The organism is Ruegeria sp. AL11 (assembly GCF_056540865.1).
Window position 1 is genome coordinate 211,694 of sequence record NZ_JBQFXO010000001.1, and the last position, 15,253, is coordinate 226,946.

General features: G+C 60.8%; 16 protein-coding genes. 8 read left to right on the plus strand and 8 right to left on the minus strand.

Annotated elements, in window-relative coordinates; all coding sequences use genetic code 11:
• Positions 1-9 precede the first annotated feature (9 nt).
• From ACR0IP_RS01085 to cysE, 6 genes are all read left to right on the plus strand, one after another.
• Positions 10-642 (plus strand): DUF2460 domain-containing protein, encoded by a 633-nt coding sequence (locus ACR0IP_RS01085; protein WP_170374017.1) that lies wholly within the window; start codon positions 10-12, stop codon positions 640-642.
• A complete protein-coding gene (locus ACR0IP_RS01090) occupies positions 642-1,529 on the plus strand; it encodes a DUF2163 domain-containing protein (RefSeq protein ID WP_480523310.1) in 888 nt (295 codons plus the stop codon). The genes ACR0IP_RS01085 and ACR0IP_RS01090 overlap by 1 nt, the downstream gene beginning before the upstream one ends.
• Positions 1,526-1,972: an NlpC/P60 family protein gene (locus ACR0IP_RS01095; protein WP_480523312.1), complete on the plus strand. Its 447-nt coding sequence runs from the start codon at positions 1,526-1,528 to the stop codon at positions 1,970-1,972. Before ACR0IP_RS01090 ends, ACR0IP_RS01095 begins: the two co-directional genes overlap by 4 nt.
• Positions 1,972-5,913, plus strand: coding sequence for a baseplate multidomain protein megatron (locus ACR0IP_RS01100; RefSeq protein WP_480523314.1), 3,942 nt, complete (start codon positions 1,972-1,974; stop codon positions 5,911-5,913). Before ACR0IP_RS01095 ends, ACR0IP_RS01100 begins: the two co-directional genes overlap by 1 nt.
• Before the next feature lie 5 nt (positions 5,914-5,918).
• Positions 5,919-6,215, plus strand: coding sequence for a DUF7742 family protein (locus ACR0IP_RS01105; RefSeq protein WP_170374013.1), 297 nt, complete (start codon positions 5,919-5,921; stop codon positions 6,213-6,215).
• Positions 6,216-6,346: 131 nt separating this feature from the next.
• Complete coding sequence (gene cysE / locus ACR0IP_RS01110; RefSeq protein ID WP_170374012.1) at positions 6,347-7,156, plus strand: serine O-acetyltransferase; 810 nt, start codon at positions 6,347-6,349, stop codon at positions 7,154-7,156.
• 3 nt (positions 7,157-7,159) lie between these two features.
• Here cysE and ACR0IP_RS01115 read toward each other — a convergent pair whose 3' ends face one another.
• The 7 genes from ACR0IP_RS01115 to ACR0IP_RS01145 all read right to left on the minus strand — a co-directional run bounded on the left by ACR0IP_RS01115 (position 7,160) and on the right by ACR0IP_RS01145 (position 13,270).
• Positions 7,160-7,399, minus strand: coding sequence for a hypothetical protein (locus tag ACR0IP_RS01115; protein WP_170374011.1), 240 nt, complete (start codon positions 7,397-7,399; stop codon positions 7,160-7,162).
• 148 nt (positions 7,400-7,547) lie between these two features.
• Positions 7,548-8,849 carry a pyruvate dehydrogenase complex dihydrolipoamide acetyltransferase gene (locus tag ACR0IP_RS01120; RefSeq protein ID WP_480523317.1) on the minus strand — a complete coding sequence of 434 codons (1,302 nt, stop codon included), beginning with the start codon at positions 8,847-8,849 and terminating at the stop codon, positions 7,548-7,550.
• Between the two features lies 1 nt (position 8,850).
• The gene (locus tag ACR0IP_RS01125; RefSeq protein WP_170374009.1) at positions 8,851-9,111 is read right to left on the minus strand and encodes a hypothetical protein; all 261 of its coding nucleotides are present in this window, start codon (positions 9,109-9,111) and stop codon (positions 8,851-8,853) included.
• Entirely contained in the window at positions 9,111-10,484 is a 1,374-nt protein-coding gene (locus ACR0IP_RS01130) for a pyruvate dehydrogenase complex E1 component subunit beta (RefSeq protein ID WP_480523319.1), read from the minus strand. The genes ACR0IP_RS01125 and ACR0IP_RS01130 overlap by 1 nt, the downstream gene beginning before the upstream one ends.
• A gap of 15 nt (positions 10,485-10,499) precedes the next feature.
• A complete protein-coding gene (gene pdhA / locus ACR0IP_RS01135; RefSeq protein WP_170374007.1) occupies positions 10,500-11,489 on the minus strand; it encodes a pyruvate dehydrogenase (acetyl-transferring) E1 component subunit alpha in 990 nt (329 codons plus the stop codon).
• Positions 11,490-11,618: 129 nt separating this feature from the next.
• Positions 11,619-11,918, minus strand: coding sequence for a septum formation initiator family protein (locus ACR0IP_RS01140; protein ID WP_170374006.1), 300 nt, complete (start codon positions 11,916-11,918; stop codon positions 11,619-11,621).
• A 161-nt stretch (positions 11,919-12,079) separates the two neighbouring features.
• Positions 12,080-13,270, minus strand: coding sequence for a phosphoglycerate kinase (locus tag ACR0IP_RS01145; protein WP_480523322.1), 1,191 nt, complete (start codon positions 13,268-13,270; stop codon positions 12,080-12,082).
• A 132-nt stretch (positions 13,271-13,402) separates the two neighbouring features.
• On the opposite strand from ACR0IP_RS01145, the gene ACR0IP_RS01150 reads away from it, so the two are divergent.
• The gene (locus ACR0IP_RS01150; protein ID WP_170374004.1) at positions 13,403-13,909 is read left to right on the plus strand and encodes a peptidylprolyl isomerase; all 507 of its coding nucleotides are present in this window, start codon (positions 13,403-13,405) and stop codon (positions 13,907-13,909) included.
• Positions 13,902-14,456: a peptidylprolyl isomerase gene (locus ACR0IP_RS01155; RefSeq protein WP_170374003.1), complete on the plus strand. Its 555-nt coding sequence runs from the start codon at positions 13,902-13,904 to the stop codon at positions 14,454-14,456. The genes ACR0IP_RS01150 and ACR0IP_RS01155 overlap by 8 nt, the downstream gene beginning before the upstream one ends.
• A 57-nt stretch (positions 14,457-14,513) precedes the next feature.
• Here the strand turns inward: ACR0IP_RS01155 and aqpZ are convergent, their stop codons facing one another.
• Positions 14,514-15,200 (minus strand): aquaporin Z, encoded by a 687-nt coding sequence (gene aqpZ, locus ACR0IP_RS01160; RefSeq protein ID WP_170458789.1) that lies wholly within the window; start codon positions 15,198-15,200, stop codon positions 14,514-14,516.
• Between the last annotated feature and the right edge of the window lie 53 nt (positions 15,201-15,253).

Sequence of the window (15,253 nt, forward strand, 5' to 3'; positions counted from 1 at the left end):
GAGCAGAAGATGAATTTCCACGAGGTGAGATTTCCCGCCAGTCTGAGTTTCGGCTCGGTCGGCGGTCCGGAACGGCGAACGGATATCGTGACGCTGGCCAACGGGTTCGAGGAACGCAACACGCCCTGGGCGCATTCGCGCAGGCGCTATGATGCCGGGCTGGGGATGCGGTCGTTGGATGACATCGAAACGATGATCTCCTTCTTCGAGGCGCGTCAGGGCCAGATGTTCGGGTTCCGCTGGAAGGACTGGTCGGACTACAAGTCCGGCTCGGCCACGGCTGACGTCGATCACGGCGATCAGGTCATCGCGCGCGGCGACGGAGAGCGTACCGAGTTTCAACTGGTGAAAACCTATAGCTCGGGCGGGGTCAGCTATGTGCGACCGATCACCAAACCCGTCCTCGGTACGGTGCGTTTGGGTCTGGATCAGGATGCCATGCGTGAAGGTGTCGACTATGAGGTTGATCTGGCCCGTGGGGTGGTCACATTCGTGGCCCCTCCGCCCGAACAGGTCGAGATCACGGCGGGGTTCGAGTTTGACGTGCCGGTGCGGTTCGACACCAACAAGATTCAGACCAGCGTGGCCAGCTTTCAGGCCGGGGATGTGCCGAATGTTCCCGTGGTCGAGGTGCGCGTCTGATGAGCGGGGATACTCAGGCACTTCAGGCCCATCTGCAAAGCGGTCTGACCACTGTGTGCCGTTGCTGGGCGATCACCCGCAAGGATGGTCAGGTCTTTGGCTTCACCGATCATGACATGGAGCTGCGGTTCGACGGGCTGACCTTTCGCGCCAGCACCGGCCTGACCGCAGCCGCCATCGAGCAGGCCACCGGGCTGTCAATTGACAATTCCGAGGCGATGGGCGCGCTGTCCAATGCCTCGGTCCGAGAGGATGATATCGAGGCCGGTCGTTTCGACGGGGCCGAGGTGCGCGCCTGGCTGGTCAATTGGGCCGCGCCAGAGCAGCGTGTGCCGCAGTTTCGCGGCTCGATTGGTGAGCTGCGGCGGGCGGGCGGAGCCTTTCATGCAGAGCTGCGCGGGCTGACTGACCTGCTGAACCGCCCGCTGGGACGGATCTACCAAAAGCCCTGCACGGCTGTATTAGGGGATTCCGCCTGCCGATTTGCCGTAAGCCAGCCCGGTTATCAGGTCGAGGCTGAGGTCTCCGGTTTTGACGGAGGCACGTCGCTTCGGCTGCTCGGCGGGACCTCCTCCGACGAAGCCTGGTTTGAACGGGGGCGGCTGGATGTGATCTCAGGCACGGCAAATGGGCTATGGGGGTCGATCAAGCAGGACCGTCGGACGGAAGACGGGCGCGAGATCACCCTGTGGGCCAGCATCGGTGGTGGATTGGCCGTTGGAGACCAGGTGCGCCTGACCGCTGGCTGCGACAAGCGGATGGAGTCCTGCCGGTTGAAATTCAACAATTTTCTGAACTTTCAGGGCTTTCCGGATCTTCCGGGCGAAGACTGGGTGATGGCCGTGCCAAAGAAAGGCAACGCGAATACAGGCGGAAGCAGACGATGACGAAAAGCAAGCAAGAGATCGTGGACACTGCAAGCGCATGGCTTGGCACGCCTTATGTGCATCAGGCCTCGGTTCGCGGGGCGGGAACGGATTGTCTGGGCCTGCTGCGCGGTGTCTGGCGCGAGGTGATCGGGCACGAACCCGAGGCAGTTCCCATCTACAGCATGGACTGGTCCGAACCGCAGGGTGAAGAACGCTTGTGGGCAGCTGCGCGCAGGCACCTGAGCGAAAAGCCCTCAGCTGAAATGGCCGCCGGAGATGTGCTGCTGTTCCGGTTGCGGGACAGCGGCGTTGCAAAACATCTGGGCATTGTCAGCAGCATCGGCGAGGTGCCGCGTTTCATCCATGCCTATTCCGGACATGGCGTAGTCGAAAACGCCCTGAGCGACCCCTGGAGCCGCCGGGTGGTCGCCTGTTTCGAATTCCCGTTGGAGGGTCGCTGATGGCTACTATTCTTCTTTCCGCAGCAGGGGCTGCGCTGGGCGGCTCGATCGGCGGCACGGTGGCCGGTCTGTCCACCGCCATCGTCGGCCGGGCAGTTGGGGCCACGCTGGGCCGCGTGATTGACCAACGCATGATGAGCCAATCGGTCATGGGCAGCGGCAGCGAAGTGGTCGAGACCGGCCGCATGGACCGATTCCGTCTGACCGAAACAGCCGAGGGCGCCCCCGTGGCCACGGTCTTTGGCCGTATGCGCGTGGGTGGTCAGGTGATCTGGGCCTCGGACTTTCTGGAGACCCGAACCACAAGTACGCAATCCTCAGGCGGAGGCGGCAAGGGCTCACCGAAACCGCCCAAAGTGACGACAACGACCTACAGCTATTCGATCTCTCTGGCGATTGCGGTCGGTGCGGGCGAGATCGCCGATGTCACGCGCGTCTGGGCCGACGGTGAGGAGCAAGAGCGCGCGAGCCTGAATATCCGTGTGTATTACGGGACGCAGGATCAACTCCCCGATCCCCTGATCGAGGCCGTCGAGGGCACCGGCAATGTCCCGGCCTATCGCGGTACGGCCTATGTGGTGATCGAGGATTTCCAGCTGGCGTCCTTTGGCAACCGGGTGCCTCAGTTCTCGTTCGAAGTGGTGCGCCCCACACAGCCCGAAATGCCGGATCACGTGTCCGCGCTGGGCCAGATCGTCAAGGGCGTGGCCCTGATGCCGGGCACTGGCGAATATGCACTGGCCAGCACTCAGGTGAACTATTCCCAAGGACGCGGACGCAGTTGGGCGGCCAATGTCAACTCGGCCTCGGGTGAGCCGGATCTGATCACCTCGACCAAAGCGCTGGCGCGTGAGTTGCCGGGCTGCGAAGCGGCCTCCCTGATTGTGTCGTGGTTCGGAAATGACCTGCGCTGCGGTGAGTGTCAGATCACACCCAAGGTGGTGCGCGATGACATAGATGGTGTGAACATGCCCTGGGTCGTGTCGGGCCTGCGGCGCAATACGGCCCAAGTGGTCCAGCATCAGGATGACCGACCCGTTTATGGTGGCACTCCGGCGGATGGCGCGGTTGTGCAGGCGATCCAGCATCTGAAAGAGACCGGCAAGGATGTGATGTTCTACCCGTTCATCCTGATGGATCAGTTGCAGCAAAACGGCTTGCCTGATCCATGGTCGGACGGAGAGCAGCCGCATCTGCCCTGGCGTGGACGGATCACGCTGGACGTGGCTCCGGGGCGCGACGGGTCGCCGGACCAGACAGCCGACGCCGATGCACAAGTGGCCACGTTTTTCGGGGCGGCTCAGGTCAGTGACTTTGGCATCAACGCAGGGCAGGTGACCTATTCCGGCCCGGAGGAATGGGGGCTGCGTCGCTTTATCCTGCACTACGCCACCCTCTGCCAGATTGCAGGCGGCGTAAGTTCCTTCTGCATCAGTTCCGAAATGCGGGGCTTGACCCAGATCCGCGGAGAAAACGGCTTTCCTGCCGTCGAGCAGCTGCGCCAGCTGGCTGCGGACGTGCGCCAAATTCTGGGGCCTGAGACCAAGATCGGCTATGCAGCAGATTGGAGCGAATACTTCGGCTATCAACCCTCGGGCACACGAGACAGGTTCTTTCACCTCGATCCCCTTTGGGCGGATGACAATATCGATTTCGTCGGGATCGACAACTATATGCCTCTGTCCGATTGGCGGGATGGCGAAGATCATCAGGATGCCGCCGCCGGGTCGATCTACAATTTGGATTACCTGCGCTCCAATGTCGAAGGTGGCGAGGGCTATGACTGGTACTACGCCTCGCCCGAGGAGGCCGAGGCGCAGATTCGCACTCCGATCGAAGACAGCACCCATGATGAGCCGTGGATCTGGCGCTACAAGGACCTGCGCAACTGGTGGTCGAACTGGCATCACGAACGGATTGGCGGCGTGCGCCAGAATGATCCGACCGATTGGGTTCCGGGGTCCAAGCCGATCTGGTTCACGGAGCTGGGCTGTGCGGCCGTGGATAAAGGTACCAACCAGCCGAACAAGTTCCTCGATCCCAAATCCTCGGAATCGAGCCTGCCGCCGCATTCCAACGGCCTCAGGGATGACTTCATTCAGTTTCAGTATCTGACGGCAACACTGGGCTACTGGTCCGAGCCGCAGAACAACCCGGTATCCGAGATCTATGACGGCCCGATGCTGGACCTTTCCAACGCCTATGTCTGGGCCTGGGACGCGCGGCCCTATCCCACCTTTCCAAACCTGCGAAGCCAATGGGACGATGGCGAAAACTACGCCCGAGGGCATTGGCTGAACGGTCGATCCGGCGCGCGCACGCTGGCCTCGGTAGTGACCGAGATCTGCCATGGGGCGGGGGTTACGGACATTGATGTCTCGCAGCTTTACGGCGTGGTCCGGGGCTATGCGGTCGAGGATGTCTCGGACGCACGTTCGGCGTTGCAGCCGTTGATGCTGCGTTATGGGTTTGACGCGATCGAACGGGACGGTGTTCTGCGGTTCCAGACACGTGATGGCTTTGGTGCTGTGGCGTTGGACCCGGATCATCTGGCTGTCAGCTCCGATCTCGACGGCACCGTGGAATACCGTCGCGAGGCCGAGGCGGAGATGACCGGACGTGTCCGCCTGCGCTTTGTTCAATCGGATGCCGATCACGATCTGGTCGCAGAAGAGGCCGTGCTGCCCGACGCGCAGACCCATGCGGTTGCGGTAAACGAGATGCCCTTGTCCATGACCCGTGCCGAGGGTCGCCAGACCGCCGAACGCTGGCTCAGCGAGGCCCGCGCCTCCCGCGATACCGCCCGTTTTGCTTTGCCCCCGTCCATGCTGCATCTGGGCGCAGGTGATGTGGTTCGCCTGTCTGAACAGGACGGCAGTGCGCTCTACCGTATCGACCGGTTGGAGAAAGCCAACCTACAACTAGCTGAGGCGGTGCGGATCGAGCGCGGCGTCTATACCGCCAATGGCTTGCAGGATGATCCGGTCGCGGTCCGGCCTTTTGTCGCCCCGGTGCCGGTGGTGCCCGTGTTCATGGACCTGCCGCTGTTGACGGGGGCAGAGGCTCCGCACGCGCCGTATCTGGCCGTATCGGCCGATCCTTGGCCCGGTAGCGTCGCCGTTCATGCCTCGGCTAGGGATGAGGATTACGCGTTGCGTGATGTCATTTCGGACCAGGCGGTGATGGGCTTTACCGAAACGCCGCTGCATCGCGCCTCAGCCGGGATCTGGGATGAGGGCGCGCCTCTGCGGGTCAAGCTGATCGACGGCATTCTGGAATCCCGTCCGCGGACATCCTTGCTGAACGGGGCCAATTTGGCGGCCATCGGTGACGGAACACCGGGCAATTGGGAGGTGTTCCAGTTCTCTGACGCCGCCCTGCAAGAGCCGGGCGTCTATGCCTTGTCCGGACGTCTACGCGGCCAGCTGGGAACGGACGCCCTGATGCCAGACGTCTGGCCCGAGGGGTCAACTTTTGTCCTGCTGGATGAACGCGTTGCGCAAACCAGCCTGTTGCCGAGCGAACGGCGTGTGGCCCGGCACTTTCGGATCGGTCCGGCCTTGCGCGGGTATGACGACCCATCCTACGAGTATCTGGTCGAGGCTTTCGACGGGAACGGCTTGCGCCCCTATGCGCCGGTGCATGTTTCTGTGCAGACCAAGTCGGATGAGGATGCGTTCGATTGGATCAGGCGAACGCGGATCGAAGGGGACGACTGGGCGGGGCTGGACGTCCCACTGGGTGAGGAAAGCGAATCCTACCTCATCCGTGTGCGGGCAAATGGGGCTTTGATCCGCGAAGAGATCGTGCCTGAACCGCGCTGGGCCTATACCGCAGCCGTGAAGTCCGCTGATGGCCTGACAGGTGGATATGCGGTCGAGATCGCGCAAATCTCGGCCACATATGGTGCTGGTCCGGCCGCGCGCATTCAGGTCGGGTAAGACCTTTGCGCCCCGTCCTCCACGGAGATGTCAGTGCTGCGGCACGCGCCTTGTTGGCCGTGCCGCAGCGCAGCCGCCGATCGCTTTGTATCAAGATGGTGGCCGAGGCCGAACTGGCCGACCGCCATGTCCAGCGCACCGGGCGGCTGCACCCGGCCTATGGCAACGGATCCCTAATGACAGCCGCCCGCACGCGGGTACTGGCGGATGAACCGAGCTTTGATGATCCGAACTATTGCCAGTGTTTTGAGATGGTTTTGCGCCAGCTGATACGATTTCAGACCCGGCGGGCGTTGGGCTGACTTCTTAAAGCACCGAGAGGCGCAAGCCCCCTCTTAGAACACATTCATTTTGGTTAAGTTACGGATCACGGGTTTGCGTTTGGCGTTTTTACCACTAAATGGCATGCTAGGCGCAGCAAAGGATCAAAGCCATGTTTGAAAAGCGCAGCCACGTGACCCCCGTCGACCCGGTCTGGAACCGGATCACGACCGAGGCCCATACCGCCGTTGAGCAAGAGCCGCTGATGGGCGGGCTGGTGCATGCCTGTATTCTGCATCACCGCAGCCTTGAGCGGGCATTGTCGTACCGAGTGGCGGCCAAGCTGTGTTCGAACGAGATGTCGATGATGGTCCTGCGTGAGATCGTGGACGAGGCCTATGCCGACGACCCTAGCTTGATTGAGGCTGCGCGCGCGGACCTGATGGCCGTGTACGAACGCGACCCGGCCTGCCACCGACTACTGCAGCCGATCCTCTATTTTAAAGGCTATCAGGCGATGCAGGCCTATCGTGTGGCCCACTGGTTGTGGCGCAAGGGACGGCATGATTTGGCCTATTTCTTCCAGATGCGGTCGTCTGAGATTTTCGGCATCGACATTCACCCCGCCGCCAGGATCGGCAAAGGGATCATGATCGACCACGCCCATTCCATCGTGATTGGTGAGACTGCTGTGGTTGGTGACAATGTCTCGATGCTGCATTCTGTGACTTTGGGCGGAACCGGCAAGGAAGAAGAGCAGCGCCACCCAAAGATCGGTGATGGAGTTCTGATTGGTGCCGGGGCCAAGGTTCTTGGCAACATTGAGGTCGGCCACTGCAGCCGGATCGCCGCCGGATCGGTGGTGCTACAAGAGGTTCCCGCTTGCAAGACAGTTGCCGGCATCCCGGCCAAAATCGTGGGCGAGGCGGGGTGCGATCAGCCCTCGATCTCGATGGACCACATGCTGGGCAAGGACCAGTAAAAATCAGTTTGAGCGGTTGTTCTTTCTGTTCAACCGCTCCTGCCGTCTTCGTTCCCTGCGTTCCTTACGCTTGTCGATGCGTTGCTGGCGCTCAGCCTTTTGCTGGGCGATGACGGCTGGATCACTGGATTTGAACCTGGAGTTTTCGCCCGGATAGCTGTTGGGTTTTGCGAATGCCATGTCTGCCGCAGTTGCGGACGCGGCAACGACAAGCAATATCTTGGTCAAATCAAAAAAGCGCATGGACCACCTTTGGCTTTCAAAACCGTCTGTTTTTAAGGTGGGAGAGCGCGATTGCTGAGGCAACCTTTGGAGTGATCACGCGTGCTCACATCGTGGCCGCGATCGTGAGAGCACCCGCCGAGGTCGGACCCCGGCGGGTAGAGTTTTATCAGGCCAGCATGACCATCGGATTCTCCAGGTTTTCGACGATGGCTTGCAGCAGCTGAGCCCCAAGCGCGCCGTCGATGACCCGGTGATCCACAGACATCGTGACGGACATCACGGTGGCGACCGTCAGCTCCCCGTCTTCGCCGACAACGGGCTTTTTCAGGCCTGTGCCGACCGCAAGAATGCCTGCATGCGGCGGGTTCACGATGGCGTCGAAATTGTCGATCCCGAACATGCCGAGGTTCGAGACTGCAAACGTGCCGCCCTGGTACTCATGCGGGGCCAGCTTGCGTTCGCGGGCGCGACCGGCAAGGTCCTTCATCTCGGTCGACAGGGCAGACAGAGACTTGGTGTCGGCATCCTGCAGGACCGGCGTGAACAGACCGCCTTCGATCGCAACCGCAACCGCCACGTCCGAAGGTTTCAGCTGCAGCACCCGGTCGCCCGCCCAAACGGCGTTGCATTCGGGGACCTGCTGCAGCGCGTTGGCGACGGCTTTGATGATGAAGTCATTGACGCTCAGCTTCACGCCACGAGCCTCTAGCTGCTTGTTCAACTGGCTGCGGAACTTGAGAAGCGCGTCCAGTTTGATATCGCGGCGCAGGTAGAAATGTGGGATGGTCTTTTTGGCCTCAGACAGACGCGCGGCGATGGTCTTGCGCATGCCATCGAGTTTGATCTCTTCGTATTCGCGAGTTTCGTACATCTTGGCCACGGCGTCCGCCGATGGACCTGCGGGAGCGGCGGCGGTTGGGGCGGCTGCAGCAGCAGGCGCAGGCGCCGCTGCAGGTGCGGCTGTGGCGCTTTCCACATCGGCTTTGACGATGCGACCATGCGGGCCGGAGCCGGTGATCTGTGCCAGATCAAGACCTTTTTGCGCTGCGATGCGTCGGGCCAGAGGTGAGGCGAAGATACGACCGCCATCGGCTTTGGCCGGTGCTGCCGGGGCAGGGGCGGGCGCCTCGGATGCCGCTGGCGCGGCAACCTCGTTGCCCGCGGCGGCTGCAGGCGCAGCCGCTGGGGCCGCGGCCGGTGCGGTGCCGATGTCATCTACGCTTTCGCCATCTTCCAGCAGGACTGCGATGGCAGTGTTGACCTTTACCCCTTCGGAGCCTTCCGGGATCAGAATCTTGCCGATGGTGCCTTCGTCAACAGCCTCGAACTCCATCGTGGCTTTGTCGGTTTCGATCTCGGCCAGCAGGTCGCCGGAGGAGACGGTGTCGCCCTCTTTGACCAGCCATTTGGCAAGGGTGCCTTCCTCCATGGTCGGAGACAGGGCGGGCATTAGGATTTCGGTGGGCATCTCAGCGCTCCTCAATCAGAGTAATTTGGTCAAAGGGCGCCTTGGGGCGCCCGGTGCCGCGTGCGAGCGTCGCAATCGCAGCCTCGATTTTTTCTTTGTTCTCTGCCATCCAGACATAGGCGGTCTGGTGCGAGGGGCGCGCGCCTATCAACCGCATATCCGCCGCCAGTCGCTCGGGCACAAGCGCCCGTACGATACGGTTGTCGATGTCAATCTCGACACGGTAGCATTCGGTTGCTGGATCGCGGCCCCTGATCTCCATTACCGGTAGGTCACCTGTTTGACGGCAGCGATCACCTCATCCGTGGTGATCAGGGCCAGTTTTTCGAGGTTCGCGGCATAGGGCATCGGAACATCCTTGCCCGTGCAGTTGATGACCGGCGCATCGAGATAGTCGAACGCTTCCTGCATCACGACCGAGCTGATGTAGCTACCGACCGATCCTTGCGGCCAACCTTCTTCCACAGTCACGAGACGGTTGGTCTTCATCACCGAGTTGATGATCGCGCCTGTGTCCATCGGTCGGATAGTGCGCAGGTCGATGACCTCGGCGCTGATGCCCTCTTCGGCCAGTTTGTCGGCGGCTTCGAGGGCATACTGCATGCCGATGCCGAAGCTGACGATGGTCACGTCCGAGCCTTCGCGCCAGATGCGGGCCTTGCCCAGAGGAATGGCTAGGTCATCCACTTGCGGCACGTCGAAAGTGCGTCCGTAGAGGATTTCGTTTTCCAGGAAGATCACCGGGTTGGGGTCGCGGATCGCCGATTTCAGCAGGCCTTTTGCGTCGGCGGCCGAGTATGGCATCACGACTTTCAAACCAGGGATCTGCATGTACCATGCGGCGTAGTCCTGAGAGTGCTGCGCGGCCACGCGTGCGGCGGCACCGTTGGGGCCACGGAACACGATGGGGCAGCCCATCTGACCGCCGGACATATAGAGCGTCTTGGCGGCGGAGTTGATGATCTGGTCGATCGCCTGCATGGCGAAATTGAAGGTCATGAACTCGACAATGGGTTTCAGTCCACCGAAGGCTGAACCAACCGCGATACCTGCAAAGCCATGCTCAGTGATTGGGGTGTCGATCACGCGTTTGGGGCCAAACTCGTCCAGCAGACCTTGGCTGATTTTATAGGCGCCCTGATATTCGGCGACTTCTTCGCCCATCAGGTAGACGTCTTCGTCGCCGCGCATTTCCTCGGCCATCGCGTCGCGAAGCGCTTCGCGGACGGTCTCGGTTTTCATTTCCGCGTCGGCTGGCCAATCGGGGGACAGGTCCACAACCGGAGCGGCCGGGGCGGCAGCTGCTGGAGCGGGGGCCTCAACCGCCGCAGGGGCGGCCTCGGTCACCGCTGCGGCTGCGGGGGCAGCCGCGGGCAGGGCGGAGGCATCTTCGCCTTCTTCAACAAGGATCGCGATGGGGGTGTTGACCTTGACCCCTTCGGTGCCCTCGCTGATCAGGATTTTGCCGACGATGCCTTCGTCAACGGCCTCGAACTCCATCGTGGCCTTGTCGGTTTCGATCTCGGCCATGATGTCGCCGGAAGATACGGTGTCGCCTTCCTTGACCAGCCATTTGGCCAGCGTGCCCTCTTCCATTGTGGGCGAAAGGGCGGGCATGAGAATTTCGGTTGCCATGTCTTATTCGTCCTCTCAGGCGTAAATATCTGTCCAGAGCTCGTCCAGCGACGGCTCGGGGCTTTCTTTCGAGAATTCGGCGGCCTGGTTGACGACCTCTTTGATCTCTTTGTCGATCGCCTTCAGGTCATCCTCGGTCGCGTGTTTGCCGGTCAGCAGCAGCTCGCGCACATGTTCGATCGGGTCGCTTTGTTCGCGGACCTTCTGAACTTCTTCGCGGGTGCGGTACTTGGCCGGGTCGGACATCGAGTGGCCACGGTAGCGGTAGGTCTTGACCTCAAGGATGTAGGGGCCTTTGCCTGCGCGGCAGTGGGCGACGGCCTTTTCGCCGGCGGCTTTGACGGCCAGCACATCCATACCGTTGACCATTTCGCCCGGAATCCCGAAAGCCTGACCGCGGTGGTAGATATCCGCCGAAGAAGTCGAGCGCGCTTGCGCCGTGCCCATCGCATATTGGTTGTTCTCGATCACGAAGACGACTGGCAGATCCCAGAGGGCGGCCATGTTGAATGTCTCGTAGACCTGACCCTGGTTGGCAGCACCGTCACCAAAATAGGTGAAGGTCACGCCGCCGTTTTCTTTATACTTGTCTGCAAAGGCCAGACCCGCGCCTAGCGGGACCTGAGCGCCAACGATGCCGTGGCCGCCGTAGAAATGCTTCTCTTTCGAGAACATGTGCATCGAGCCGCCTTTGCCTTTGGACAGGCCGCCCTCGCGCCCGGTCAGTTCGGCCATCACGCCGCCCGGATCCATGCCGCAGGCCAGCATGTGGCCGTGGTCACGATAGGATGTGATGCGTTTGTCGCCTTCTTTCGCAGCAGCCTCAAGGCCGACAACAACCGCTTCCTGTCCGATGTAGAGGTGGCAGAAACCACCAATCAGACCCATACCGTAAAGTTGCCCCGCCTTTTCTTCGAATCGACGGATCAACAGCATTTCGCGGTAGTAGGTTTTCAGCTCTTCCGCAGAAACGTTTGGTTTCTTTGTGGTTTTTCGCGCAGCCATTGTGGCGATCTCCCCCTTTCGGACAGATAGTTTAGCGTTAAACTATCTTTTAGAGCATTTCTTGCGATCTGGCGAGCGTAAATATGACGCAGCGTAGCTTTGCGCAATTCATACAAGGGAAGAAAGGGGTTAGCGGATGACGATTTCATCCGCGCGGATCATGCCCAGTACGGATCGAGCCTGTTGATCCAGCAAGTCGAGATCAAGGTAATTGTCTGAAAGACGACGGGTGAGGTTTTCCATCTCGGAAATCTCAGCTTTGAGCGCCGCGAGGTCGCGTGAAAGGGCGTCCCGTTCCGCCGAAATCTCGACCCGTCGGAACAGGCCATAGTCTCCTTGCACGGCGGCGAAGGTGAAATATACACCTAGCATAAAAGCCACTGAAAAGAAAAACACTGCGCCCAAACCGGGCCGATGGGAACGGGACACTCTGTTGACCGCCGTATGAAGTCTGCCTCAATAACGGGCCCTTTGTGGGCCTCTGATTTCACTATGTCACAGGTGATTCGGGATGTGAATCCCCTGCTTCGCAAAAATTTCTTGGATGAGTCAGATTGTCTCTCGGCACGGGTTGGAACGTGTCGTGACGATCACTGGTCCAACGCTGCGACGCCGGGCAGGGTTTTGCCCTCCATCCATTCCAGGAAAGCTCCGCCTGCGGTTGAGATATACGAGAAATCCTTGGCCGCGCCGGATGCATTCAGGGCGGCAACGGTATCCCCACCACCTGCGACTGAGATCAACTGACCCGCGCGTGTCAGCGCAGCGGCTTTGAGGGCGGCGGCGTTGGTGGCGGCGTCAAACGGCTCCAACTCGAACGCGCCGAGCGGGCCGTTCCAGATCAGGGTCTGGCTTTTGCCGAAGATCTCGGTGATGGCGGCGACGCTTTCAGGGCCTGCGTCAAGGATCATGCTGTCCGCGGGGCATTGATCGGCGGGCAGAACCTGATGCGGCGCGTTTGCTTCGAATTTCTCGGCGACGACCACATCAACGGGCAGTACGATGGTGCAGCCGGAAGTTTCGGCCTTGGCCAGAATCTCTGCGGCGGTGTCTTTCATCGCGGTTTCGGCCAGCGATTTTCCGACATCAAAGCCCTTGGCGACAAGGAACGTGTTCGCCATGCCGCCGCCGATGACCAGATAGTCGACCTTGTCGATCAGGTTGCCCAACAGCTCCAGCTTGGTGGACACTTTCGCGCCACCAACAACAGCGGTCACCGGGCGTTTAGGCGCGCCCAGAGCGCCCTCCAGCGCTTCAAGCTCGGCCTGCATCAGGCGACCAGCGCAGGCGGGCAGCAAACGGGCCAGCGCCTCGGTCGAGCTGTGGGCGCGGTGCGCGGCCGAGAACGCGTCATTGCAGTAGATATCGCCCAGACGCGCCATGCCAGCGGCCAGATCGGGATCGTTCTTGGTTTCTGCTGCGTGAAAGCGGGTGTTTTCCAGCAGCAGAACCTCACCGGGCTGCAGGGCGTCGGCGGCCAGTTCAGCCTCAGTTCCCACGCAATCGGCGGCGAACAGGACCTTCGCGCCAAAAGCAGTCTCCAGGGTCGGGACAAGTTGGTTCAGCGACAGGCTTTCACGTCGCTCACCGCCGGGACGGCCGAAATGGGCCAGCAGGATGGGTTTGCCGCCAGATGCAAGGATGTGCTGCACCGTGGGAACAATACGCTGAATACGGGTGGCGTCGGTCACAACATCGTCAACGACCGGCACGTTGATATCCACGCGCACCAGCACGCGTTTGCCGTTCAGGTCCATATCGTCCAGTGTTTTCCAGCCCATCGCGCAATCCTCGTGTTTTGATACCCTTTGGGCGGTTCTTTTCCTGCATTTTGCCCTCAGGTCAATGCGTCACTTGGCATTCAGGCGCTTGGCGCATAGGTATTTGCGCAAGACAAACGACAGGAGGGCCAGATGGCCGAGATCAAGGATCCCGAAAACACAATCATCATCGAGCTGAAAGACGGCAATGTCGTCATCGAGCTGCTGCCCGACGTGGCACCTCTGCACAGCGCTCGGATGAAGGAACTGGCCCGTGGAGGCGAGTATGACAACGTGGCCTTCCACCGTGTGATTGACGGCTTCATGGCCCAGACCGGCGACGTCCAGCACGGCGACATGGAAGACGGGTTCAACATCCGCATGGCGGGCACAGGCGGGTCGTCTCTTCCGAACGTTCCGGCGGAATTCTCGAAACTGCCGCATGACCGTGGAACTCTGGGCGCTGCGCGCTCGCAGAACCCGGATTCGGCAAACTCGCAGTTTTTCATCAACTTCAAAGATAACCACTTCCTGAACGGTCAGTATACGGTCTATGGCCGCGTGATCGACGGGATGGAGCATGTAGACGCTATTGTACGGGGCGAGCCGCCTGCGAGCCCGGACCGCATGATCAGCGTCAAGGTAGCGGCAGATGCATAAGCTCGCCGCCGCTTTTGTCCTGCTGGCCAGCCCCGCGCTGGCCACCGGGCTGCAGATCGAGGTTGAGGGTGAGGCCAATGGCACCATCACCGTTGACCTATTTGAAGATGTCGCACCCAAGCACGTGGAGCAGATCACCGCGCTCGCCAACGCAGGTGAGTATGACGGGGTCGTCTTCCACCGCGTGATCGAGGGGTTCATGGCCCAGACCGGAGATGTTCAGTTCGGCAACCAGACCAAGGGCAGCTTCAACGCTGCCAATGCAGGTCGTGGTGGCTCGGACCGTCCTGATCTGCCGGCCGAATTCTCGGACATCACCTTTGATCGCGGTGTAGTCGGCATGGCGCGGTCTCAGAACCCCAACAGCGCGAACTCGCAATTCTTCATCATGTTCGAGCCGGGACCGTTTCTGGATGGCCAGTACACCGTTGTCGGTCAGGTCACGGACGGGATGGACGTGGTCGACGCGATCAAACGCGGTGCAGGTCAGAACGGTGCCGTTGTCGGCCAGCCTGACGCGATGAAAAAGGTCACTGTGACCGAGTAGCGAAAAACCCCGGCGCAAGTCATGCGCCGGGGTTTTCTTGTGGGCTAGGGATTGAAATCAGTCGTCGCCCATTGCTTTCCAGATCAACGCACCGATAGCCCCCCCGATCAGTGGGGCGACCCAGAACAGCCAAAGCTGTGCAAGGGCGGGGCCATCCGCAAACAGGGCCACGCCTGTGGACCGAGCCGGGTTGACCGACGTGTTGGTGACAGGAATTGAGATCAGGTGGATAAGGGTAAGCGCTAGACCGATGGCAATCGGGGCAAAGCCCGCAGGCGCTCCGCTTGAGGTCGCGCCCAGAATGATGACGATGAAGAACGCGGTCAGTACGATCTCGATCACCAGCGCGGACATCATGGAGTACCCTTCGGGTGACGCCTCGCCATACCCGTTTGAGGCAAACCCGCCCACGCCTTCAAAACCGGGCGCGCCGCTGACGATCACGTACAGTACCACCGCTGCCGCAATTGCACCCAGCACCTGAGCGACCCAATAAGGCAGTAGGTCTTTGGCGGGGAAGCGCCCTCCGATCATCAGGCCGAGGCTGACCGCGGGGTTGAAATGCCCGCCCGAGATATGGCCCACCGTATAAGCCATGGTCAAAACGGTCAGGCCGAAGGCGAAGGATACACCAAGCCATCCTATGCCGACATCAGCGACCCCTGCAGCCAGAACTGCGCTGCCGCAGCCGCCCAGAACCAGCCAGAACGTGCCGAAGAATTCGGCCATGAGTTTTGATGACATGAATAGTCCTCCGTTAATCAATGAGGACCAGAGTAATTCAAAAACCGTGATTT